This is a genomic window from Cupriavidus sp. 96C5-1, assembly GCF_057798855.1.
In genome coordinates, this window is sequence record NZ_JBYOJU010000054.1 from 37252 (window position 1) to 60721 (window position 23470).

23 protein-coding genes are annotated in these 23470 nt (G+C 66.0%); 8 read left to right on the forward strand and 15 right to left on the reverse strand.

Features of this window, described 5'->3' with window-relative positions:
• Positions 1 to 31 precede the first annotated feature (31 nt).
• From AC3FOF_RS38255 to AC3FOF_RS38305, 11 genes are all read right to left on the reverse strand, one after another.
• A complete protein-coding gene (locus tag AC3FOF_RS38255; RefSeq protein ID WP_488729582.1) occupies positions 32 to 1294 on the reverse strand; it encodes an ABC transporter substrate-binding protein in 1263 nt (420 codons plus the stop codon).
• Between the two features lie 196 nt (positions 1295 to 1490).
• Complete coding sequence (locus AC3FOF_RS38260; protein WP_276266646.1) at positions 1491 to 2885, reverse strand: ATP-binding protein; 1395 nt, start codon at positions 2883 to 2885, stop codon at positions 1491 to 1493.
• Positions 2861 to 3526 (reverse strand): response regulator transcription factor, encoded by a 666-nt coding sequence (locus AC3FOF_RS38265; protein WP_017228530.1) that lies wholly within the window; start codon positions 3524 to 3526, stop codon positions 2861 to 2863. Before AC3FOF_RS38265 ends, AC3FOF_RS38260 begins: the two co-directional genes overlap by 25 nt.
• Positions 3527 to 4159 carry a VTT domain-containing protein gene (locus tag AC3FOF_RS38270; RefSeq protein WP_017228531.1) on the reverse strand — a complete coding sequence of 211 codons (633 nt, stop codon included), beginning with the start codon at positions 4157 to 4159 and terminating at the stop codon, positions 3527 to 3529. It abuts the gene before it with no gap.
• 55 nt (positions 4160 to 4214) lie between these two features.
• On the reverse strand, positions 4215 to 4991 hold the full coding sequence (locus AC3FOF_RS38275; RefSeq protein WP_488729583.1) for a COG4705 family protein: 777 nt from the start codon (positions 4989 to 4991) through the stop codon (positions 4215 to 4217).
• Positions 4992 to 5054: 63 nt separating this feature from the next.
• Positions 5055 to 5834, reverse strand: a complete 780-nt coding sequence (locus tag AC3FOF_RS38280) for a COG4705 family protein (protein ID WP_488729584.1) — start codon at positions 5832 to 5834, stop codon at positions 5055 to 5057.
• A gap of 106 nt (positions 5835 to 5940) precedes the next feature.
• On the reverse strand, positions 5941 to 6537 hold the full coding sequence (locus tag AC3FOF_RS38285) for an undecaprenyl-diphosphatase (protein WP_488729585.1): 597 nt from the start codon (positions 6535 to 6537) through the stop codon (positions 5941 to 5943).
• 300 nt (positions 6538 to 6837) lie between these two features.
• Positions 6838 to 8163 carry an MFS transporter gene (locus tag AC3FOF_RS38290; protein ID WP_488729586.1) on the reverse strand — a complete coding sequence of 442 codons (1326 nt, stop codon included), beginning with the start codon at positions 8161 to 8163 and terminating at the stop codon, positions 6838 to 6840.
• A gap of 106 nt (positions 8164 to 8269) precedes the next feature.
• Positions 8270 to 8485, reverse strand: a complete 216-nt coding sequence (locus tag AC3FOF_RS38295) for a DUF2783 domain-containing protein (protein WP_488729587.1) — start codon at positions 8483 to 8485, stop codon at positions 8270 to 8272.
• Positions 8486 to 8520: 35 nt separating this feature from the next.
• On the reverse strand, positions 8521 to 10251 hold the full coding sequence (locus AC3FOF_RS38300; protein ID WP_488729588.1) for an FAD-dependent oxidoreductase: 1731 nt from the start codon (positions 10249 to 10251) through the stop codon (positions 8521 to 8523).
• Between the two features lie 61 nt (positions 10252 to 10312).
• The gene (locus AC3FOF_RS38305; RefSeq protein ID WP_276266640.1) at positions 10313 to 11272 is read right to left on the reverse strand and encodes an MBL fold metallo-hydrolase; all 960 of its coding nucleotides are present in this window, start codon (positions 11270 to 11272) and stop codon (positions 10313 to 10315) included.
• 278 nt (positions 11273 to 11550) lie between these two features.
• Between AC3FOF_RS38305 and AC3FOF_RS38310 the strand changes: the two genes are divergently transcribed.
• The gene (locus AC3FOF_RS38310; protein ID WP_488729589.1) at positions 11551 to 12354 is read left to right on the forward strand and encodes an IclR family transcriptional regulator; all 804 of its coding nucleotides are present in this window, start codon (positions 11551 to 11553) and stop codon (positions 12352 to 12354) included.
• A 40-nt stretch (positions 12355 to 12394) separates the two neighbouring features.
• Positions 12395 to 13243, forward strand: a complete 849-nt coding sequence (locus AC3FOF_RS38315) for an IclR family transcriptional regulator (RefSeq protein ID WP_488729590.1) — start codon at positions 12395 to 12397, stop codon at positions 13241 to 13243.
• 24 nt (positions 13244 to 13267) lie between these two features.
• Here the strand turns inward: AC3FOF_RS38315 and AC3FOF_RS38320 are convergent, their stop codons facing one another.
• Positions 13268 to 14182: a LysR family transcriptional regulator gene (locus AC3FOF_RS38320; protein WP_017224398.1), complete on the reverse strand. Its 915-nt coding sequence runs from the start codon at positions 14180 to 14182 to the stop codon at positions 13268 to 13270.
• Between the two features lie 158 nt (positions 14183 to 14340).
• Here AC3FOF_RS38320 and AC3FOF_RS38325 point away from each other — a divergent pair, with 158 nt between their 5' ends.
• From AC3FOF_RS38325 to AC3FOF_RS38335, 3 genes are all read left to right on the forward strand, one after another.
• On the forward strand, positions 14341 to 15474 hold the full coding sequence (locus AC3FOF_RS38325; protein ID WP_488729598.1) for an ABC transporter substrate-binding protein: 1134 nt from the start codon (positions 14341 to 14343) through the stop codon (positions 15472 to 15474).
• Between the two features lie 63 nt (positions 15475 to 15537).
• Entirely contained in the window at positions 15538 to 16614 is a 1077-nt protein-coding gene (locus AC3FOF_RS38330) for an aromatic ring-hydroxylating dioxygenase subunit alpha (RefSeq protein ID WP_488729599.1), read from the forward strand.
• Complete coding sequence (locus AC3FOF_RS38335) at positions 16598 to 17563, forward strand: PDR/VanB family oxidoreductase (protein ID WP_488729591.1); 966 nt, start codon at positions 16598 to 16600, stop codon at positions 17561 to 17563. Before AC3FOF_RS38330 ends, AC3FOF_RS38335 begins: the two co-directional genes overlap by 17 nt.
• Before the next feature lie 51 nt (positions 17564 to 17614).
• On the opposite strand, the gene AC3FOF_RS38340 is transcribed toward AC3FOF_RS38335, so the two are convergent.
• A complete protein-coding gene (locus AC3FOF_RS38340) occupies positions 17615 to 17962 on the reverse strand; it encodes a hypothetical protein (protein WP_017225250.1) in 348 nt (115 codons plus the stop codon).
• Positions 17963 to 18167: 205 nt separating this feature from the next.
• Entirely contained in the window at positions 18168 to 18929 is a 762-nt protein-coding gene (locus AC3FOF_RS38345) for an alpha/beta fold hydrolase (protein WP_488729592.1), read from the reverse strand.
• A 153-nt stretch (positions 18930 to 19082) separates the two neighbouring features.
• Here AC3FOF_RS38345 and AC3FOF_RS38350 point away from each other — a divergent pair, with 153 nt between their 5' ends.
• Complete coding sequence (locus AC3FOF_RS38350; RefSeq protein WP_017225248.1) at positions 19083 to 19862, forward strand: AraC family transcriptional regulator; 780 nt, start codon at positions 19083 to 19085, stop codon at positions 19860 to 19862.
• Positions 19863 to 19933: 71 nt separating this feature from the next.
• Here AC3FOF_RS38350 and AC3FOF_RS38355 read toward each other — a convergent pair whose 3' ends face one another.
• Complete coding sequence (locus AC3FOF_RS38355; protein ID WP_488729593.1) at positions 19934 to 20863, reverse strand: LysR family transcriptional regulator; 930 nt, start codon at positions 20861 to 20863, stop codon at positions 19934 to 19936.
• Positions 20864 to 20986: 123 nt separating this feature from the next.
• Here AC3FOF_RS38355 and AC3FOF_RS38360 point away from each other — a divergent pair, with 123 nt between their 5' ends.
• Entirely contained in the window at positions 20987 to 22393 is a 1407-nt protein-coding gene (locus tag AC3FOF_RS38360) for an MFS transporter (protein ID WP_488729594.1), read from the forward strand.
• Between the two features lie 21 nt (positions 22394 to 22414).
• A complete protein-coding gene (locus AC3FOF_RS38365; RefSeq protein ID WP_488729595.1) occupies positions 22415 to 22828 on the forward strand; it encodes a DUF4440 domain-containing protein in 414 nt (137 codons plus the stop codon).
• Positions 22829 to 23470: the final 642 nt, after the last annotated feature.

Genomic DNA, 23470 nt, shown 5'->3' on the forward strand with positions numbered 1-23470 from the left:
GGCCTCGCCGCATGGCTGGTGCTGCGCGGGATCAGGCCGGCCACTGCAGCTTGCAGCCGGTCGCGCTCTCGGGTGGCGCCGTCTTGTCGCCCGCGATGACGTGGTCGACGCGGAACAGGTCCTCGGGATCGCCGGCCGGCCTGGACAGCGCTTCGCCGACGAAGGACGATGTCATGAGCTGGTGGTCGCCCTTGCGGTAGTAGCACTTATTGGGCTGCAGCTTGACGTCATCCGCCAGCTCGAACCCGCCGAGCGCCTCGGCGAGTTTTCTGGCATCGAGGCTCTTTTCCCTGTTGGCGACGGCGGCAAGGGTATGGACCGAGGTAAAGCCGAACCAGTGACGCGCGGTGGGCACCTTGCCGCCGTTCACCTTGCGGATATCGGCGACGAACTTGTCGACGCCGGGGACTCCGGGCTGCTTCCAGTACCACTCGAACATCCAGACGCCCACGCGCGCCTCCGGCGGCATCGCCTCCAGCGATTCGAGCTCTTGCTGCAGCCCGGCGATGTGCATCTGCCTGGCGATGCCGAACTGCGCGATCTGCTTCAGGCAATTGACCATGTCGGAGCCTTGCGGCAGCACCAGCAGAACGTCCGGATTGGCGGCGCGCGCCTTGATCAGGTAGGCGGAGAAGTCGGTGGTGCCGAGCGGGGTGAGTTCGTTGCCGGTGATGGTGCCGCCCAGCTTCTGCAGGTCCGCCGCCGCGGCCTTCTGCAGGGTGTGGCCGAAGGCGTAGTCCGGCGTGATGAAATGCCACCTCTTGCCGTACTTGCTGAACAGCAGGCTGGCGACGGCATTCGCCTCCATGCTCGTGGTGTTGCAGACGCGATAGACGTTCCACTTGCAATCGCTGCCCGTGATGGTGTCCGTGTGGCCGCCGGAGACGATGTGCAATATCCGCTTTTCGTTGCTGACCTGGGAGATGGCCTGGGCGATGCCGGAGTTCACGTCGCCGATGAGAAAGCTGACCTGGTCGCGCTCGATCAGCTTGCGCGCCTTCTGCACGCCGGTGCCGACGTCGTTCGCCGAATCCTCCACCAGGAGTTCGACGGGGCGGCCGAGGATGCCGCCCTTGGCGTTGACCTGCTGGACGGCAAGCTTCGCGCCCGTCACTTCATTTTGTGCAACCGCAGCATAGACGCCGGTGAGGGGATCGACCAGGCCAATGCGCAGGGGCGTCTCGCCGCGTGCCTTGATGATGAACGGCGGCGCCAGTTGCAAGGCGGCGACCGCCGCAGCCCCCTTGAGCACCGTGCGTCGGCTGACGGTGCGGATGCGACTGGGTGCCGTCATCACTCTCTCCTCGAGCGTCATGTCGAATCGATCGATCGCCCGATGCCGGGAGCGAAGCCGGATAAGCCTCAGACAACACAATCTTAGGCGTGTTAAGTGGTATCTACAAGGATGCCACCCGCCGCCGGCCGGCCCGAGCTTGCCTGTTCAGCGGAAGTACCAGGAACGGGAGCGAAAGCTGTTTCCCGGCTGTTTCCTAGCGGCTTCCAGCCCCGGCAAGCCGCACCGTTACCGTTACGCTCAGCCCTTTTCGGGCCGGTTCGTCGGCGTACCCGATGCCGACCTGCGCACCGATGCGGTCCGCGATGGTACGGACGATGGACAAGCCAAGACCGGACCCGATCGCGTCGTTGCCCAGTACGCGGTAGAACGGATCGAACACACGGCCGCGCTCTTCCGGGGCGATGCCGGAGCCGGAGTCCTTTACCTGCAGGATCGCCTCGTCCCGGCGCGTCTGCACCGACAGGTCGACCCGTCCGCCTTCGGGCGTATAGCGAATCGCGTTGTCGACCAGGTTCTTTACGATGGTGACCAGGTCCACCTCGCTGGCGAAGACCAGCGCATCCGATTCCCCCTCCACGCCGATGTCGATGCGCCTGGCCTCCGCCAGCGGCATCAGGTCTTCCAGCACGTGCCGGTACACCCGCTGCACGGACACCGGGGCGGTGGGTGCGGGCACCGAGGATTGCGCCCTGGCCAGGCTCAGCAGTTGCTCCAGCAAGCCCCGGCCCCGCTCGATGCCCTGGCGCAGCGTGGCAAGCCGCGCCCGCGCATTCTCGGACATCTCCGTGCCTGCCAGCCGTTCCGCCTGCAGGGACAGCGCGGTCAGCGGCGAGCGCAGCTCATGCGCTGCGTCGGCGACGAAGCGGCGCTGGGTTTCCATCGATTGCGAGACCCGGCCCAGCAGGCGGTTGATGGCCACGACGAAAGGACGAACCTCCGCGGGCAGGTGATCCTGCGGCAAGGGGTGCAGTTCCTGCTCGCCGCGCTCATCGATCTCTTCCGACAGGACGGCGATGGGCCTGAACATCTTGCGCACCAGGTCGGCCACGATCAGCAGCAGGATGGGCACGAGCACCAGGAAAGGCAGCGTGGTGCGCAGCGCGCCATCGCGTGCGATCTCGTCGCGGATGCCGGTTTCCTGCGCCACCACGATGCGGTCACCCGCGGACAGCGTGCGCACCAGGACCCGATAGCGCTCGTTCTTGATGGTGAGGGTCTGGATCCCGTCAGGGACCGCGGCTGGCAACGCCAGCGGCTGCCCGGCATCCGGGCCGGCGCCGCCGGCCGTGCCTTGCGAAACGAGTTGCACGATGACGCGGGCCTCCTCGTCGCTATGCGCAAGCCGGCCTTTATCGCCCAGGTGGGGCACCGGCAGATGCTGGCGATCGAACAGGACCGACACCTGGCGCAGCATATCGTCCTGAAGCTCGTTGGCTTCCTGGAATGCCGCCACGAAGGAGAACACCCCGGCCAGCAGCGCCACCAGCAGGATCGCAAGCGAGAGCCAGAGGGAGAGGCGAACCTGGATCGAATCCTTGAATCCCGTGAATCTTTCCAATCCCTTCAATCCTCTTTTGCGACCATCCATCCCACGCCCCTTACATTCTTGATCACGGTGCTTCCCAGCTTCCTGCGCAGGGCATGAATCAGGAACTCGACCGCGTTGCTTTCCACCTCCTCGCCCCAGCCGTAGATGCGTTCCTCGAGGTCGGTACGGGAAAGGATGGCCCCTGGCCGGACCAGCAAGGCCTGCAACAGGGCGAATTCCCGGTTGGTGAGTAGCACGCCATCGCCGCCAGGCGCGGTTGCCTGCTTCGTGGCCGGATCGAGGCTGACGATGCCATTGCTCAGCACCGGCGCCGCCGCGCCGCCCTTGCGCCGCCACACGGCGCGCATGCGGGCCAGCAGCTCGGCCATCTCGAACGGCTTGAGCACGTAGTCGTCGGCGCCGGCGTCCAGCCCGCGGATGCGGTCGTCGAGCCCGTCCTGCGCCGTGATGATCAGCACCGGCACGGGGTTGTCCCGGGCGCGCACCGAAGCCAGCACCGCCAGGCCGCTCTTTCCCGGCAAGCCAAGATCGAGCAGCACGAAGTCATAGTGCTGGCGGGCCAGCGCATCCAGGGCCGATTGCCCGTTGCCGACCCAGTCGGCGGCGTAGGCAGCGTCTTTCAGCGCTTCCTGGATTGCCTGTCCGATCATCGGGTCGTCCTCGACCAGCAATACCCGCATTCACCCTCCCGTAGCCAATGCGCCGCGCCTTAGCTGGAACAGCACCGGCAGCAACGATGCGACGACGATGCCGGCGGTCAGCCAGCTCATATGCCCCCGCACCCAGGGAATGCCGCCAAGCCAGTAGCCGGCCAGCAGCAGCCCCGGGCACCACATCATAGCGCCGAGCACGTTATACAGCGCGAACCGGCGCGGGCACATGCCGGAAAGGCCCGCCAGGAACGGGGTGACGGTGCGCACGATCGGGACAAACCGTCCAATCGTGACGGTGGGCGCGCCAAAACGGTCGAAGTAGGCGCGCGTCTTCTGCAGATGGCGGGGCGTGATCCACCCGCGCCGGATCAGCCATTGTCCCGCGGCCGAGCGGCCAACCAGGTAGTTGACGCCGTCGCCCAGCACGGCGGCCAGGCCGGTCAGCAGGATGGCCCACAGCGGCGAAATGCCGCTTGCCCCGAGGAAGGCGCCGGTAGTGAACAGCAGCGAATCGCCCGGCAGGAAGGGCAGCACCACCAGCCCGGTCTCCAGGAAGACGATGCCGGCCACGATCAGGACGCCGAGCCACCAGTTCTGCGCCATCAAGGCCATCAGGTGATGATCGCTGGACAGCCAGCCGAACAGTCCGGTGGTAAGCATGTCGGTTCTCGCTCTGGATTGTGGATGCGGGGGTACGGTCTTGCGGGCCCGGGGGTCAGTGGTTGCGTGCCGCGGCCCTTTGCGGGACCAGCAGGATGCAGGCCACCATGAGCGTCGTCAGTGCGGCCGAGGCGCCAAAGCGGCTCATTGCCAGCCCGCCGGCCTGCAGCGGCTTGTCGAGGAAGTCGCCCACCACGGCGCCGAGCGGCCGGGTGAGGATAAAGGCGGCCCAGAACAGCATGGTGCGGGACATTCGTGTCCAGTAGTAAGCCGCGACCAGCGTGGCCAGCAGCGCGCCAAAGACCATCATCCCGCCCAGGTAGCCCAGCCCCGCCGTATCCGCGGTCCAGTCGCCCAGCGCGGTGCCCAGGGTCTGGGAGAACATGATCGTCACCCAGTAGAACATCTCGGCCTTGGGGGATTTCACGCTATCGACCGATACGGTGCCCATCGTCCGGTACCAGATGGCCAGCGAGAGCATCAGCAACAGGAGCAGTATCGAGGTGCCGCCGGCATAGCCGATGCCCAGGGACCGGTCGGCGAAATCGGCCAGGGTCGTGCCCACCGTCGTGGTGGCGACGATCGTCACCCAGTACAGCACGGGGTTGAAGCGTCTGGCGGAAACCTGGGCCGATACGGCGATCAGGAAGACCACCGCGAAGATGGCCGTGCTGACGAGGTAGCCCAGGTTCATCGACATCGACAGGGCATCGCCGCCGGTTTCCCCCAGCGTGGTGGCCGCGATCTTGATGATCCAGAATATCAGCGTGATCTCCGGCACCTTGCTCAGGCTTGGTTGCGCGAGGCTCGGTTGGATTGGATTTTCATTCATGGTCTGCTCTCATGTCCGATGGTGGAAATCGTGCATTCAGTACATTCAGTACATTCGGCGCATTCAGGAATTCACCAGCCGCTTCTGCGCAAGCGACAGATAGATGACCAGGCCGACAATGGTCGCAAGGAACATCGCGCTGGTGCCGGCGGTCCCCAGGCCCAGGCCGCCGTCCTGGACGGACTGGGACATGAGATCGCCGCACGAAGCGCCGAACGGGCGGGTCAGCACATAGGCCAGCCAGAAGCAGGCGACCGTGTCCGCCCGGAACGCATAGCGAGCCAGTGCGATGGCGCCGATCAGGCCGCCAAACAGCAGCGCGGAATAGCCGTAGCCCAGGCCCAGCCCCTCGGCCACCCAGTCGCCGGCAGCCGTACCCAGGGCGAAGGTGAACAGGATCGCGGCCCAGTAGAAGCACTCGCGCCTGACGGTATCGATGGCGCGGATGGAGAGGGTCCCTTCCCTTGCATGCCACACCGCGAACGTAGCGATCAGGGCCAGGCTGAACGCGGTGGTCGAGACCGATAGCGGCACGCCGAGCCGGTCGCTCAGGTTGTCGGTGATCAAGGTGCCGAACACGCTGATCAACAGCACGCTGGTCCAGTAGAGCGAAGGCACGTAGCGCTTCGCCCGCATCTGGAAGAACAGGGCAACGGCAAGCAGCAGGCCCGTGACGGCCGAGGTGCTGGCCAGGCCCAGGCCCAGGTTGACGTTCAGGTAGTCCGCGGCGGTCTCGCCCACGGTGGTGGACATCATCTTGATGATCCAGAAGAACGCCGTTACCTCCGGCACTTTGTTGCGTCCTGCGGGCGGAAATAGGGTGGGGCTGGCCGGTTGGCTCATGGCTTTCTCCAGTGAGGGTTGTTTCACCGCGGCGATGCTGATCGGAGTCTGCTTGGCAAGACTTAGCCCTGCCATAGCAATAGCAATAGCAATTGGCTGCAATCCGTCACTTCTGCACCCAGCCACGGCGGATCAGCGGGGCGAACAGGCAGCGGTGCACGCGGTTTGCCGCGTTGCAGGCGGGTGTCACGAACCACGGGGCCGCCCAATGCGCGCCGCCGGCGCTCAGCAAGGCCACCAGGGCGGCGCCCGCCATATCCAGCGGAAAGTGCACGCCAAGGTAAATGCGGGCCCATGCCATCGGGATACCGAGCAAGGCCAGCGCAAGCCCCACCCGTCTTGAGCGGTCTTGCATCAGGAGGCTGAACGCCACCGCCCAAAGCAGCGTCAGGTGGTCGCTGGGAAAGGAAGAATCCGCCACATGCGGGATCAGCGTGTTGCCCAGGCCGATCATGAACGGGCGGGGATGCTGCCAGACCAGTGCGATCAGCTGGTTCGCGAACAATCCCGACAGGGCCGATGCCGTGGCTTCCAGCAAGATCTTCCGGGTGGACGTATCGCCACGCAGCCAGCCAAGTCCTACCATGGCGGGAACGATCCAGATGGCGTATTCGCCGAAGATGGCGGCGGCGGCAACCACCAGGGCAGCGGGGTGATCCGGCGCGTTGATGGCCAAATAGAGGCTGCGGTTGAGCGCTTCCATGGCGAACCCGCTGCCGGTCACAGATCAAACCGGGCAGGCCGCGCCGGCGACAGGGTCGAAGCTGCCATGGTGGCGCACGGGAGGTGGAACATGTGTTTCTCCGGAAACAGGCAGACATTTGCCCGGGAGAAAGCGTAGCGCAGGAGACTTAGCCAAGACTGAGCAGGGAGGCTGCGCCGGAGTGGCTATGCCGTCACTGATCCAAAGGGGAAGCGCCAGGGACGAACCCTGGCGGGGAATGGCCGCAACACAGGCTCCAGCGCGAGGACCGCGCTCCGCGGATTGCCGGATCGTTGAAGCCTAGCCTTTTGCCTCGGTTCTCGGCACGCCCACCCACATGGCGGCGCCACTCATCAAAAGCAACGCGGCCAGCAGGTACAGCGCATTGTCCATGCTGCCGGTATGCGTTTTGATCTGGCCGATGACCCACGGGCTGACGATGCCGCTGGTAATGCCGATGCTGCTGATGAACGCGATGCCGGCGGCGGCCGTATTGGCGGGCAGGTGGCTCGGCGGCAGGGCCCAGAAGATCGGCAGCGCGGCAAAGATCAGCACGGCGGCCACCGACAGGATCGCCAGCATCGCCGCGAAGCTGGGCAGATGCAGGGTCAGCAACGCCAGCGCCAGCGCGCCGCCAGCCGTGCAGGCGAGGAAGTGGCGATGCCGCTCGCCCCGCCGGTCCGAGTGGCGCGCGATCGCGATCAGGCCCACGGCGCCGATCGCGTTCGGTATGACGGAGTAGAGGCTGATCGACATCACGTCGTTGATGCCGAAATCCCGGATCATCAGGGGCATCCAGAAGCTCAGCGTCAGCGAGCCGCAGGTGAGCGAGAAATAGATGAAGGCGAAGACGTAGATGCGGGGATTGCGCAGCGCTTGCTTCAGCGTGCCCAGCGCATGCGCATGGCCGGATTTCCCGCCGGCGTCGAGTTGTGCGGCGAGGAGTGCCTTTTCACCGGCGGAAAGCCAGCGCGCGTGCTGGGGGCCATCGACAAGGCAGGCCGCGGCGACGAGGCCAAGCAGAACGGCAGGCGCGCCTTCGATGGCGAACATCCACTGCCAGCCGTAGAGGCCAAGCACGCCGGCCATGTCGCGCATGATCCAGCCGGACACCAGCCCGCCCAGCACGCCTGCCACCGCAACCCCGGCGAAAAAGATCGCCATCACGGCGGCGCGCCGCCGCGCCGGGAACCAGTAGGTCAGGTACAACACGATGCCGGGGAAGAAGCCCGCCTCGAAGACGCCGAGCAGGAAGCGCAGCGCATAGAAGTGCGACGGCGTCGAAACCAGCATCATGCCGACCGAGGCCAGGCCCCACAGCAGCATGATGCGGGTAAAGGTGCGGCGGGCGCCGAAGCGCGCCAGCAGCATATTGCTGGGCACCTCGCACAGCACGTAGCCAATGTAGAAGACAGCCGCGCCAAGTCCGTACATCGCATCGCTGAAGCCCAGGTCCTGCTTCATCTGCAACTGGGCAAAACCGATGTTGATGCGGTCGAGGAAAGAGACCACGTAGCAAATGAAGAGGAAGGGAATGATGCGCAGCCAGATCTTGCGATAGAGCGCGGCCTCGTCATGGGCGGCACTAGCCGGGGGCGCGATGGCCCCTGTGGCGGAATAAGTCATGGATTGTCTCCGGGAACGCGGGCCCGGCAGGGCCCTGGATGCCTGCGTCTCGCGCGCCTTGGCAAAGAGGTTGGAGCAGGCGCAGCCGCGGCTGCGCCTGCCGTGCTCAGGCCTGGGCGGCGGGGCCGCGGACCGTGCCTTCGCGCGCCAGCCGCATGGCCGCGATCAGCGTGTCGTGATCGCCGATGTGGTTGGCCAGCAGCAGGATCAGCTGTGCGTTGGCCGCCTGGCTCTGGCCGTCGTCGAGGTCGCGGTGCATGTCGATCAACGCTTCGTAGAAGTCGTCGGCTTGCGTCAGGTTGGGTTGTGTATTGAGTGCCATTGCTGTGCCTTTCGTGCGGGATGTGGCCGGGCTGCCTATGCCGCCAGCTGTGCGGCTTGCGCTGCCGGCGCCTTGCCGGTGGCGCGTTCCAGCGCCTTCTCGACGGCGGCGGCGTCAACCTGCCGCCAGCGCGCGCAGACATGCTGGTCGGGGCGAATCAGGTAGAACGTGCCGGGCTGCGCGTCGTAGCGCTGTGCCGCGAGGCCTTCAGCGTCGCGCAGTACGGCGGCGCCGGGCCATGCAGGCGCCGGTGGGGAGGCATCGCCGGCACCGGCAAAGACCAGCTTGAGAGGCGTCGTGCCCTGCTGCAGGCGCTGCAAGGCATGCAGCACGCTGGCATCCAGCGTATCGGGCGCGCCGAACACCAGCCCCGTGAACTGCCCGCCGAGATGCTGCAGGAGCCAGCCGGTACCCGTCACGCCGGACACCGGCGCATCGACGCAAGCGGCGCCTGGCACCATGCGGCCGGCAAAGGCGCTGCTGTCCGGCGTGTTGAGCGGCGAGGCGTGCAATACCGCCGGCACGGAGAGCCGCCCGCTGTTGACGAGTTGCCGCGCGAACGCATGCTGCTTCGACAGATTCAGCACGGCATCGCGGAAGACCTTGCTGACCGGGCTCTTGGGCGTAATGAAATCGGTCGAGCGCGTCGAGTTGCGGATGTTCTCGTCGGCGGCGTACTCGCGCTCGCTCGCATAGGTATCGAGCAGGCTGTCCGGCGCGCGGCCCTGGAGGACGAAGGCCAGCTTCCATGCGAGGTTCTCCGCATCCTGTACGCCGCTGTTGGCGCCGCGCGCGCCGAACGGCGAGACGCCGTGCGCGGCGTCGCCGGCGAACAGCACATTGCCATGGCGGAAGCTGTCCATGCGCAGGCAGGAAAACGTATAGACGCTGACCCATTCCAGGGTGAACTTCGCATCCGGCCCCAGCAGCGCCTGCACGCGTGGCATCACGCGCTCGGGCGCTTTCTCGGCGACCGGATCGGCGTCCCAGCCGAGCTGGAAGTCGATGCGCCAGACATTGTCGGGCTGGCGATGCAGCAGCACGGACTGGTTCGGGTGGAACGGCGGATCGAACCAGAACCAGCGCTCGGTCGGGAAATCGGCTTCCATCTTCACGTCGGCGATCAGGAAGCGGTCCTTGAAGGTGCGGCCCTTGCTGTCCAGCCCGAGCAGGCCGCGCAGCGGGCTGCGGGCGCCGTCGGCCGCCACGACGTAGCGGCCGTCGAGCGCATAGGTGCCGTCCGGTGTTTCCACCGTCAGCGTCACGGCCGCGTCCGGCGTGCCGGCATGGCGCTGCGCGATGCCGACGACCTTGTGCTTCCAGCGGACCTGCAGGTTGGGCAACTGGCGCGCGCGGTCCAGCAGGAAGCCTTCGGCGTAGTACTGCTGCAGGTTGATGAAGGCCGGCCGCTGGTGGCCGCTTTCCGGCAGCAGGTCGAAGCCGTAGACCTGCTCGTCGCGCAGGAATACCTTGCCGACGTTCCAGCACACGCCTTTTTCCACCATGCGCTCGCCGCAGCCCAGCCGGTCGAAGATATCGAGCGTGCGCTTGGCGAAGCAGATCGCGCGCGAGCCGCTGGACAGCGTGCAGTCATCGTCCACCAGCACCACGGGCACGCCAAGCTGGGCCAGGTCGATCGCGGTGGCCAGGCCAACCGGCCCGGCGCCGACCACGATGACAGGGTGAGCATGGCCTGCCGCATGCTCCGGTCCTTGCTCGGCGCAAGGCTGGTACTCGAATGTCAGGCGCTGGTAGTCGATGCTCATGCCTTGGTCTCCGTCCACTCTCTTCTCGGTGTTCCGTTCTTGCCGTATGACGCGCGGCGTCTCAGCCCTGGAGGGCGGCCCACATTTCCTTGTCGCGCTGGGCCGTCCAGATGCGCGGATGCGTGATGCCGCTCGCTTCGTCGAAGGCGCGCGACACGTCGAACGGCAGGCAGTGCTCGTAGATGAAGACATGGCCGAACTTCGGGTCCATCGACTTGCGGGTGTGCGCCATTGCCGTCTTCAGGTCGAGCTGATCCGCCACGGCTTCCTTGCCGGCCTGGAACAGCGTGGTGACGAAATCCTTGGTGTAGGCGATGCCTTGCCGGACCTCTTCAGGGTTGGTCAAGGCGGGGCCGCGTCCCGGCACCAGCTTCTCGGCACCGAGCGCCTGCAGGGCGTCGAGCGTGGCGGGCCACTGTTCGAGTTGCGCATCGCCGCAGTAGCAGGCGGCGTCGTATTCCACCAGGTCGCCCGAGAACAGCACCTTCTGCGACGGCAGCCAGACCACGGTGTCACCCTTGGTATGGCCCGAGCCGAGGTGGGCGATGCGCACTTCGAGCTTGCCCAGGTAGAGCGTGATTTCTTTCTCGAACACCAGCGTCGGCCAGGTCAGGCCGGGCACGGTTTCCACCCCGGCGAACAGGCGCGGGAAGCGCTCGATCTCCGATTTCATATCGGCCTCGCCGCGTTCCACGATCATCTCGTAGGTGCCGCGGCTGGCGATGACCTGCTGCGCGCCTTCGGCGAAATAGGCCGACGCGCCCAGCACGCGCACCGCGTGGTAATGGGAGAGCACGACGTACTTGATCGGCTTGTCGGTGACGGAACGGATCCTGGCGATCAGGTCCTGCGCCATCGCGGGCGTGGCGGTCGTATCGACGATCAGCACGCCATCGTCGCCGATGATCACGCCCGAGTTGGGGTCGCCCTCGGCCGTGTACGCGTAGGCGTTCTCGGAGAGCTGGGTGAAGGTGACTTTCTTGGCTTCCAGGTCGGCCTGGGATGCGAATGCCTTGCTCATGCTTGCCTCTTCTCTTGTGTGGGTGGAGGGGAGACAGCAGATGCCGGGGGCTGCATGGCGGGGGCTGTCTCGCCCCGTGTTGACTCTGTAACTGCACCGGTAGCGGGGTAAGGGCATCTTAGGAAAGCCATCAACATTAGTCAATAGCAAATATTATTGCTATTGACTAATGTTGGCCTGGCGCCAGATGCAACGTCCAAACCAAGGGAATACCCTGAGAGAAGCCAACCGGCCCCGGGCCGGTCGATTACTATCTGGGGTTTTCAAGCGGGGAACGCATGGCACGAGCAGCGGACGGGACGTCAGGCGCGGGTGGCACGGACAAAGAGCAGCGCGGCATACAAAGCGTCGAGGTCGGCGGGCGCTTCCTGCGCGCGCTGGCCGACGCGCGCCGCCCGCTGGCGCTGGCCGACCTGGCGGCCACCGTGCAGATCGCGCCCGCGCAGGCGCACACCTATCTCGTCACCCTGACGCGGCTCGGGCTGATCAAGCGGGACCACCTGTCCGGGCACTACGAACCGGGCCCGCTGGCCCTCCAGCTCGGCATGCTGTATCTCGACCACGACCCCGCCTATCTGGCGGCCGTGCCGCGAGTGGCCGCGCTCGCCGGCACATGCGGGTTCAGCGTGGCGATCTGCATCGCGGGCCCGCAGGGGCCCACCATCGTGCGCTACCAGCACGCGGGCTCGCCGCTGCACGTCAACCTGCACGTCGGCACGGTCATGTCGCTATCGGCAACGGCGACCGGGCGCGTGTTCTGTGCCTTCCTCCCGCCTGCGCAATGGCGCATGCTGTGGCTGCAGCAGCAGGCCGCGGACAAGGCCAGCCTGGACATCGCCGCCTTCGAAGCGGATCTCGACGCCATTCGCGCGCGCGGCATCGAGCGCAGTATCGACGCGCCAAGCCCCGCGGTCAGCAGCCTGAGCGTGCCGGTGCTCGACGCGGCCGGGCAGTTTCGCCTGGCGCTGACCGTGGTGGGATCGACCGGCGCGATCGATGTGGCCTGGCGCGGTCCTGTCGCCCGCGCGCTGCTTGCCACTGCCGCCGCCATTCGCGAAGAGATCGCACGCCGGCCCGGATGACGCAGGCCTCCACCAGACTCCACCAGACTCCACCAGACGCATGCAAACCGCCGCCAGCCACGAAACCAGCAAGCCCCAGCGCAGCATCCAGTCGCTCGACAACACGGGCCAGTTGCTTGCCGCCCTGGCGGCGGCGGGGCGGCCCTTGCCGCTGCGCGACCTGGCCCGCGCGGCCGGGATGCCGCCCGCCAAGGCGTTCCCGCATCTCGTCAGCCTGCAGAAGGTGGGCTTGCTGGCACGCGATGCGGCGGGCAATTTCCTCTCCGGGCCCCTGAGCCTGGAACTCGGCCTGATTGCACTGCAGCGGCTCTCGCCCACGCGCGAGGCCGAGCCGGAAGTGATCGAACTGGCCGGCACCACCGGCCTGAGCGTCGCGATGGCGGTACTCGGCCCGCTGGGGCCAACGGTGGTGCGCCTGGAGGAAGCGGCGCGTCCGCAGCACGTGAGCCTGCGCGTGGGCACGGTGCTGTCGCTCGTGAATACGGCGATCGGCAGGCTGATGGCGGCCTACCTGCCCGGCAACGTGCTGGCCGGCCTGCTCGCGCAGGATGCGCTCAGGCTGGCTGGCGTGCCGATGTCGGAGATCGCCGGTCCGCATGCCGGCGAGGGCGGGGCGCTCGCGCCGGCGTATCAGGCCCGGCTGGCGGAAATCCGCGAGAAGCAACTCGATAACGCCTTGAGCAAGCCGATACCGGGCATCGACACGCTGGCGGCGCCGGTGTTCGACCACACCGGCAGCCTCGCGCTGGTCATCGCGGTCATGGGCACGTCGGGCAGCTTTGACAGCAGCACCGGCGGGGCCACGGCCGGAATCCTGCGCCAGGCCGCGCAGCGGCTGTCGTGGCGCTTCGGTGCGATGCATGAGGCGATGCCGGCGGCGCGCCGATAGCGAACCCGGGCAACAACGGCGAACTCATTCCGGATACGAAGCGAACGTCTTCTTGATCAGTTGCCGCAGCCAGACATTGGCCTCGTCGTGGTGGAAACGCGGATGCCAGTGCTGGCGCAGCGCGAAGCGCGGCAATGACAGCGGCGGCGCCACCACCCGCACCGCGTTATAGCGGGAAAAGACCGTGCCCAGCTCCCGCGGCACCGTTGCCACCATGTCCGGATTCTGTTCCAGGATCAGCGGCACGACGAGGAAGTGCGGCGTGATCAGGTAGATGTTGCGCCGGATTCCCATATCGTCCAGCACGCGATCGTAGGCCTCGTTGCGCTTGCCGGTGAGCGTCACCACCACATGCGGCATCGCCTGGAACTGCGCCAGCGTGAGCGCCGTGCCCACCTTGCGGTTTCTCTTCGCCACCAGCGTGACGAAGGGATGCGTGAACAATTGCTGCCGGTACAGGCCTTGCGGCATGGTCTGCATCGAGCCGAGCGCAAGGTCCGCATCGCCCGCTTCCAGCGCCTGCGGAATCTGCTGCAGCGGCAACTGCAAGGTGCGCAGCGTGCAGCGCGGCGCGGCCTTGCGCAATTGCGCGATCAGCGGCGGCAGGAATACCAGCTCGCCCATGTCCGTCATGCACAGGCTGAAGCGCCGCTCCGCAGTCAGTGGATTGAAGCTGGCGCGCGACAGCAGTTCCGAGCGCACGGTCTCCATCACCTTGAGGATCGACGGCGCAAGCGCTTCCGCGCGCGGCGTGGGCTGCATGCCGTCCACGCTCTTGACGAACAGCGGGTCGTCGTAGAACGCGCGCAGCCGGGCCAGCGCGTGGCTCATCGCGCTCTGCGTGACGCCCAGCTGCTCGGCGGCGCGCGTCACGCTGCGCTCGCGGATCAGCGCGTCGAAGACGCCGATCAGGTTCATGTCCAGGTCACGTTCATGCATCGTATTCATTCCGAATATGAGATGGATGAGATTGACACATGATACCCCCCCTCCTAATGTGGCAGCACTGCCCGCGCCAGACGGGCGGATCCAACCGGAGACCATCCATGCCCCACCGCCCCGTGTGCCGCCCGCGCGGCCCGGCAGCCTGCCTGCTGATGGCAGTCTGCCTTCTTGCCCCGCCCGCCGTGTCGGTCGCTCACGCTGACATCAAGGTTGGCGTCACGCTGTCGCAGACCGGTCCCGCCGCGTCGCTCGGCCTGCCGGCGAAGAACGCCATCGCGCTGTTCCCGGACGAGATCGCGGGGCAGCCGGTGCGCTACATCGTGATGGACGATGCCTCGGACCCGACCAATAGCACGCGCAATCTGCGCAGGCTGATCGACGAGCACAAGATCGACGTGGCGCTGGGCTCGTCCGTCACCCCGGCCACGCTCCCGCTGGTCGACGTGGCCGCCGAGAACAAGGTGCCCCTGCTCAGCCTGGCGGCGAGCGCCAAGATCGTCGAACCGATGGACGGCAAGCGCGCGTGGGTGTTCAAGGCGATCCAGAACGAGAGCCTGATGGTCGCGGCCACGCTGGCGCACATGAAGAAATCGGGCGTGAAGACGCTCGGCTTCATCGGCTTTGCCGACGCCTACGGCGATGCATGGCTGGCCGAGATCCGCAACCAGCTCGACGCCGCCGGCATCCGGCTGGTTGCCGCCGAGCGCTACGTGCGTACCGATACCAGCGTGGTGGCGCAGGCGCTCAAGCTGACGGCGGCAAAGCTGGACGCGGTGCTGATCGCCGCCTCCGGCACGCCAGGCGCATTGCCGCAGAAGACGCTGGCCGAACGCGGCTACAAGGGGCGCATCTACCAGACCTACGGCATTGCCAACCTGGACTTCCTGCGCGTTTCGGGCAAGGACGCCGAGGGCGCGCTGTTCGCGGTCGGGCCGGTGCTGGTGGCCGACCAGCTTGATGCGGCGAATCCCGTGCGGCCCGTCGCCACCGACCTGGTGGCGCGCTACGAGAAAGCATACGGCACGGGTTCGATGTCGATCTTCGCCGCCAACGCCTGGGACGCGCAGCTGGTGCTGCGCAACGCCATTCCGCTCGCCCTGGCGAAAGCCGCGCCGGGCACCGAGGCCTTCCGCAGCGCGCTGCGCGACGCCCTCGAGTCGACCCGCGATCTCGTGACCTCGCAGGGGGTTTCGACCATGAGCAAGGCCGACCATGTCGGCTACGACAAGCGCGCCGCGGCAATGGTGCGTATTCGCAACGGCCGCTGGGAACTGGTGCGCGACTGAGCCTATGCCGGCTCAATCCGCTGCGCCTGACTTGCCGCTTAAACCAAGCTTCAGGAGACCATGATGTTCGTCAAGAATTGCTGGTATGTCGCCGGCTGGGACAAGGAGATCCCGCAAGACGGCTTTCTCGCCCGCACCATCATCAACGTACCGCTAGCCTTGTGGCGCACCACCGAGGGCAAGGCGGTCGCGTTCGAAGACCGCTGTTGCCATCGCGGCGCGCCTCTCTCCGCCGGACGCCGCGAAGGCGACTGCGTGCGCTGCCTGTATCACGGCCTGAAGTTCGACAGCGCCGGCACTTGCGTCGAAATCCCCGCGCAGGGACGCATTCCGCCGCAGGCGCGGGTCCGCACCTTCCCCGTGGTGGAGAAACACCGCTGGGTGTGGATCTGGATGGGCGAGGCCGATCGGGCCGATCCGGCACTGATACCGGACACGCACTGGCTCGACGATCCGGCGTGGCGCAGCCTCGACGGCTACATCCACTACGACGTGGACTACCTGCTGATCGCCGACAACCTGCTCGACTTCTCGCATCTGCCGTATGTCCACCCGACCACGCTCGGCGGCTCCGAGGACTACGCGCGCGTGACGCCAACGGTCGACAAGCTGGAGCGCGGCGTGCGCGTTACGCGGTGGACGCTGGATACCGAGCCGCCGGCCTTTGCGCAGCAGGTCAAGCACTACCAGGGCAAGGTCGACCGCTGGAATATCTACGACTTCCTGGTGCCCGGCATCCTGCTGATGGATTCCGGCATGGCGCCCGCCGGTAGCGGGGCGCCCGGCGGACGCCGGGAGAACGCCGCCGAGTTTCGTGGCTGCCAGGCGCTGACCCCGGAGACCGATCGGTCGACGCACTACTTCTTCGCCCATCCGCACAACTTCGCCATCGACCAGCCTGAGGTGACGGCATCGATTCACCAGAGCGTGGTCACTGCGTTCGATGAGGACCGCGCCATGATCATGGCGCAACAGCGCCAGCTCGCGCTCGATCCGGATTTCCGCATGGTGCCGCTCGGCATCGACGCGGCGCTCTCGCAGTTCCGCTGGACGGTGAAACGGATGGCGGAGGAAGAACAAAAGCGCACGCAGGAGCAGAAGCAGGCGCAACCGGAGACGCCTCGTGCCCGCGCCGCCTGACCTGCTCGAACTGGTGGTTGCCGCGCGCGCGCCGCAAGCCGAAGGCGTGGCCTGGCTCGAACTGCGCGATCCGCGAGGCGCTCCGCTGCCGCCCTTCACGCCGGGCGCGCATATCGACCTGTACCTGCCGGGTGGCCTGGTGCGCCAGTATTCCCTGTGCAACGATAGCGAGGAGCGCGACCGCTATTGCCTTGGCGTCGGGCTGGCGCCCGACTCGCGCGGGGGCTCGCGCTATGTCCACGTTGCCCTGCAAAGCGGAGCGCGTGTCGCGGTGGGCTATCCCCGTGCCCAGTTCGGCCTGGCGCCGGCGGCGGGCAGGCACCGGTTTATCGCCGGCGGCATCGGCATCACGCCTTTCCTCAGCATGATCCACTGGTGCGAGCGGCATGGCGCCGACTGGGAATTGCTGTATTGCGTGCGCTCGCGCGGGCGTGCCGGCTGGCGCGAGGCGCTGCTCGGCCACGGCGCCCGGGCGCGGCTGCACGCGGACGACGAGCACGGCGGCCCGGCGGATATCCTCGCCTGGCTCGATGGGCAGCGGCCGGGGGACCATGTCTATTGCTGCGGCCCCGGCCCGCTGATGGATGCGGTCGCGGATGCCGCCGGCCGCCTCGGCATGGCACGGGGCAGCGTACATTTCGAGCGCTTTGCCGCCCCTGGCGAGACCGTCCGGCAGGGGGACCGCGCCTTCACGATCGGCCTGCGCAGGTCGGGGCTGGAACTCCAGGTACCGGCCGACGCCAGCATGCTCGACGCCGTCGAAGCCGCCGGCATCGCAACGCCCTCCTCATGCCGGGAAGGCCTTTGCCGTAGCTGCGAGGTGACGCTGCTGGCGGGGATTGCCGATCATCGCGACTACGTGTTGAGCGATGAGGAGCGCGCGGCGCAGCGCAGCGTCATGCTGTGCGTGTCCCGCGCATGCACGGAGAGACTGGAACTCGATCTCTGACCGGCGGGGACTCGTCCTGGGCGAAACCGCAGCAAGGCGAGCCGCACCGGCTCACACCGGCATCGTCCAGATGTCGAGCCGGTGGCCTTCCTCATCTTCAAAGTGGACGATGCGGTCGTCAGGATTCTCGTGGGGGTCGCCCGGCGGGAATCCTTCGGTGACCCGCTTCACCGGCAGGCACCTGATCTTGTGGATCTGATGGGCAGGGTAGCGGTCTTGCGCCGAACCGTCGCCGATCGTGAATCCATCGTGGACGTAGCGGGAACACCAGGTGTGGGCGGAGTCCCAGTCGTCATGCAATTCGCGCTTCGCCGGCTTGCTGGTGTCGGACAGCAGGTAGATGCACAGCAACACCCTGTCTTCGATCTCCGAAAACTGGCCAGCCACAGGATCGTCCACGACGTGCCTCCTTTCGCTGATTCCTGCTGATTCCTGCCCGGCGCGGGGCGCCTCGCAAGGCGCGCGCCACCTCACTGCCTATCATAGGCGATGCGACCCGCCGCCGCCGGCATCGATTCCCGGTCTGGGTGCCCCTGGCGGCACTTCGGGGGCGGCATCGTCCCCGCCCGCGTCCTTCGTTACCAGCCCGCCGGCCCCGATGCTGTCATGCCTGTTGCAGCAAGCAGCGCTCGATACTGGCGGCGAGGGCGAGCGGTACCTCGTTCATCGGGTAGTGGCCCGCATTGGACAGGATCTCCAGCTCGGCGTCAGGGTACCAGGCAAGGTAGGTGGCGCGCATCAGGTCCGCAGTGAAAGTGGGATCGTGCTCGCCGACCAGCACCCTGACCCGGTGCCGCGCTCCCCTGGCCTGCGAACTGAAATCGGTATTGCTCCAGGCATCCAGGTAGGCGGAAAACGCGGCCTTCGACGAACGCTCGCATGAGTAGGCGGCCTTCCAGTCGACCCAGGCCCGGGGCAGGCGCTGCCCGGTACTGCGGTCGATGATGATGCGCCGGTTCTCGATACTGCCGGCCGCGCCATGGAACAGCGAACGCCCGGCATCGTCGAAAACGATGCCGCAGCTCGGTACCGGCGCGACGGGGACGAGCGTTCGTATCCGCCCGGGCGCCAGGGCCGCCACGCGTTCGATCGCCATGCCTCCCATCGAGTGGCCGACCAGGCTGAAGCTGCCGAACCCGAGGTTGTCCGCGAGCGCCAGGGTGTCGGCCGCGATCTCGTCCATGGTATAGGCTCCCGTGACCGAGCGCCGGTATCCATAGCCCCGGTAATCCATGAAGATGTAGGAAAACGCGTCGCGGCTGAGCGCGCTCTCCATGGGTTCGAAGGCGTGGCAGTCGCCAAACCAGCCGTGCAGGACGATAACGGGGTGGGGACCGGTCCCTACCCGATGAAACGTGTTGGACATATTGCCTCCGGAAGCGAAAGAGAAAGCGTGAGCGGTTGCATGGGCAGGGAGTGCGAAGGCCTTGCCTGCACCGGTGCTGTCGAGACGAGCATGGTAGAACCGGCGGCGCCTGCCCGCTTCCGATGGCGGGTCAATACCTGTAGAGTCCGGGCCATGCGCAATACACTGCTTGACCCCTACGAGGACATCCCGAGAAGCGTCGTGGTGACGGCCAACGACTACCCGGCGGCTTCGACTTTTCCAGCCCATGCGCATCGCCGTGGCCAGTTTGCCTATGCCGCTTGCGGGACGATCAGCGTGCAGACGCCGGGCGGGAGCTGGCTCGTCCCGCCGCAACGCGCGTGCTGGATACCGGTGGGCGTCGTGCATGAAATGCAGATGAGCGGCCCGGTGACGATGCTGAACACCTTTGTCGCCGCGGACGCAGCAAGGGCCGCCGGACTGCCCGACGACTGCCGCGTGTTCGGCGTGTCGCCGCTGCTGCGCCATCTCCTTGCCGAGGCCGTGGACCTGCCGGCGCTCTACCAGCCGGACGCCCGCGCGGGCAAGATCATGTCACTGCTGCTGGATGAGATCGCCGTCATGCCGTCGCTTTCGCTCCATGCGCCATTGCCGGCCGAGCCGCGCCTGGCGCGCTTGTGCCGCGATCTGCTCGCCAGCCCCTCGCTCGGCGCCGATATAGACAAGATGGCCGCCCGCGCAGGCATGAGCCGGCGCACGTTCACCCGGACATTCAGGGCGCAGACCGGCGTGAGCTTCACGCAGTGGCGCCAGCAAGCCTGCCTGCTGAGCGCCCTTGAGCGCCTCGGCAACGGCGAGTCGGTCACCCGCGTGGCGCTGGATCTCGGCTACGGTAGTCCGAGCGCCTTCACGGCATTGTTCCGGCGCGTACTGGGGCAGTCGCCGAGCCGTTATCTGGAGCGGCAGCGATAGCGCGTCCTCGGGGCTGACGCAGCGTCTCCGCGCCATCCTTCCGTGCCCCCGCGCACCCGCGCCCCCGCGCTTCAGCGCGCGTAAGCACCTGCCGTACCGCCTGCCGCGGCCTCGCTATTTTTCAGAAAGCCGATAAAGGACTTTACCTTCGCCGGCACATGCCGCGTGTTCGGATATACCGCGTAGACGCCTTGCACGGGAAAGCGATAATCCGGCAGCAGCCTGCACAGCCGTCCCAACTGAAGATCCGCCTCGATCATCCAGGCCGGCAGCAGGGCCACGCCATGACCGGCGAGCGCGAAGGCGTGCAGCGCCGAGGCGCTGTCGGCGGCGAGCATGGCCTTTCCCCTGGGCCGCCACGGGTATGTCTTGCCATCCGGACCGGTTATGTCCCATTGTCTCGACGCCGGCAGCCGGCTGTGTTCTATCCACGGGGCCTGCGCCAGCGCTTCGAGCGTTGCCAGGCCTCCATGCGGCAAGCGCTGGAGGAAAGCCGCTGACGCAACCGGAAAAATATCGTGCCGCGACAGCAAGGTTGCGCGATGGCTCGTGTCTTCCATGCTGCCGATGCGGATCGCCAGATCAAAGCGCTCCGAGATCAGGTCGGCATGCCCGGACGAGGAGGAAAGGCAGACGCGCAGCCCAGGGTGCAGCCGGGTAAATGCTTCGAGCGCCGGTACTATCTTTCTCAACCCATACTCGAAGGTGGTGGTGATGCGCAGCGTGCCGGTCAACTCCTTATGCTCCGAGCGGGCATCGTCGATGGCCAGCCTGGCTTCGTCGAGCACGCGTACGCAGCGGCGGTAAAACCGTTCGCCCGCTTCGGTGGGAACGACTTTGCGGGTGCTCCTGGTCAGCAGGGAGACCCCGAGTTCGGCTTCGAGCCGGATGATATTGAAGCTGACGACGGCGCGGGTCTGGCCCAGCGCCTTGGCCGCGCCGGTGAGCGAACCGGCCTCGACAACGGCCTTGAACGTATCGAACCGGTCGAGGCTGACCATGACGTCTCCATGCATAGTTCAAGAATCATTTGTCAAAATCATTTTGACAGTTTATCTGTGTTCCGGATCTACGTCCAAGGCGCCCTGGCGAGATAGGATTCGTCCCCTGGGAAAGGAGGTGCGATGCCGTATCGTTCGAAAGTGGCACTGGTGTATCTGCTCGGGTTCTTTATCGATCTCGTCAATATGTTCATTGCCAACATCGCCTATCCGGAGATAGGGAACGCGCTCGGCGCCACCGTCGGCGAGCTCGCATGGATTGGCAACGCCTATATGCTCGGCCTGTCCATCGTCATTCCTCTGAGCGTGTGGCTCGCCAGTGCGCTTGGCGAACGGCGCCTGATGGTGCTCTCCCTGGCGCTCTTCGTACTGGCATCGCTGGCGGCGGGGCTGGCGGGCTCCATTTCCGGCCTGATCGTATTCCGCTTCGTGCAGGGGCTCGGCGGTGGACTCCTGATACCGGTGGGGCAGGCCATGGCCTACCGGCACTATGCGCCGGGCGATCGTGTCAGGCTGACTTCGCTGGTCATGATGGTCGCCCTCATCGTGCCGGCAATCTCTCCCTTCGTTGGTGGCTTGATCGTACAGGCGCTTTCGTGGCGATGGATCTTCTTTTCAAGCATCCCGCTGGCTTTGCTCACCTTGCTGCTGGCGTGGGTCTGGCTTGAGCGGGCTGTCGTTGCCGCCCGCATCCCGCCGCTGGATATGCCAGGATTGCTGCTTGGCGCCGCGGCCATGACCGCGCTGCTGATCGCGCTGACCCTGCTGGGCGAGTCGCCGGGGGCGCCGGCTGGATTCCTGTGGCTGGGGTTTGCGGTGCTGGCAACGGGACTCTATGTGCGAGACGCGCTCCGCAAGCCGCATCCGGTTCTCGACCTGCGCCTGACCGGCAGCCGTCTCCTGCGCGTCTCGATGCTGGTCTACCTGTTCGTGCCAGGCGTGTTCATGGGCGTGAGCATGGTGGCTGTCCTGTACCTGCAAGGGCCTCTTGGCCTGACGGCCGCGAGCACCGGGGCGCTGATGCTGCCTTGGGCCGGCGCCTCATGCGTGGCCATCTTCCTGACGCGGCGCAGGTTCGGCGAACTTGGTCCCAAGCCGCTGTTGCTGGCTGGCATGGCATGCCAGGGTGTGGGTATCGTGGTGCTTGCCATGACATCCAGCGGCACGGCCTATGCGGTATTGGCTTCGGCCTACGCGCTGATGGGCTTCGGCGGCAGCCTGTGCAGCAGCACGGCGCAAAGCACCGCCATGCTCGATGTCGAGCCCGCCAGGATGGGGCATGCGAGCGCGCTCTGGAATATCAATCGCCAGTTGGGCTTCTGTCTGGGCGTGGCGATACTGAGCATGCTGCTCAACCTCCTGATCGGCGCGGATGGCCTCCACGCCATCGCGTCGCAGGCTGGCAGCGCGGTATTGGCTTCATTCCGGGCCTGCTTCCTGATTGCCGCCACGCTCACCCTGTTGCCAGTGCCTTTCGTCTTGCGGATCCAGACCGCGCAAGTGTTGGCCCTGGTTCGAAAAACGTCATAGCGAGAACACGACAAGAACATCATGATGGACGAAACCCCATTCTTTACCGAGATCGTCGAAGCCCACGTTGCCATACAGGCGTGGTTCTGCGGGCAGGACAGCGAGGACCCGGACGCGCTGGCGTCCCTGCTGTCGCGGTTTTCGCCGCAATTCTCGATGATTACGCCTGCTGCCGCCGTGTTGGATTTCCCCGCCTTGCGAGCGCTTTTTTCACAGGCGGGCGGACGCCGCCCCGGGCTCCGGATCGCGGTGTCCGATCTGCGGTCGATCGGGCTGTCGGCCGGGGGAGCAACCATCCTCTATCGCGAACACCAGGTCGATGGCGCCGGGGTGGCCAGCGAGCGCTGGTCGACGGTTGTGTTCGAGAGGAATGCGCAGGGGAAGATCCTGTGGCGGCATCTTCATGAAACGATGGGGGGCGTTGTTTTCAAATGAATTGGGGGGCTGATTGTAGGGCGTTGATGATGGGTCGCGGGGCTGGGGCTGCCGGTCTATTCGTTTGGCGGGTTTCTGCAACTATTGGTTTCGGGCCTTCGCGCTCAGGACGAGTATTATTTATGATCGAGTGGCCATGTACACTGGTAGCGGTAGATGGAGCGATATGGGATTATTTCGCCTAATCATCAATTGTGATTGCCATTTACAATGGTGATTTGTTTAAAGTGTTTATATTGGATTTTATAGGTAAATGATTTAGGATTGCAGGGCCTAAAGGCGGAGTGGTGTCAGGCTCATGGGCACATGGAGGTGTCACTTTTCTTTACTCGTAAAGAAAAGTAACCAAAAGAAAGCGACCCCTTGCAGGGGGGCTGGCTTGTCGGGCTCGGGGGCTTTGCGGATTCGTGGTGGACGCGTCAGTCCTGCCTGACTGCTGGCGCTACCGGTGCGAACGGCATCACCACTGCGGATGGCATTGGTTTTATTGTAGTGCCCCTGATAGCAATGGTCCGTGGTAGTTCACGCATCTGCCGTTACCGGCGCGAATGGCCACTGTCTCCCGATCCTTGCTGGTTTCGTCGTGGGCGCGGTGGCCCCGGCTTGAGGCGAATACCCAAAATCTGGAGCCACCGCACCCAC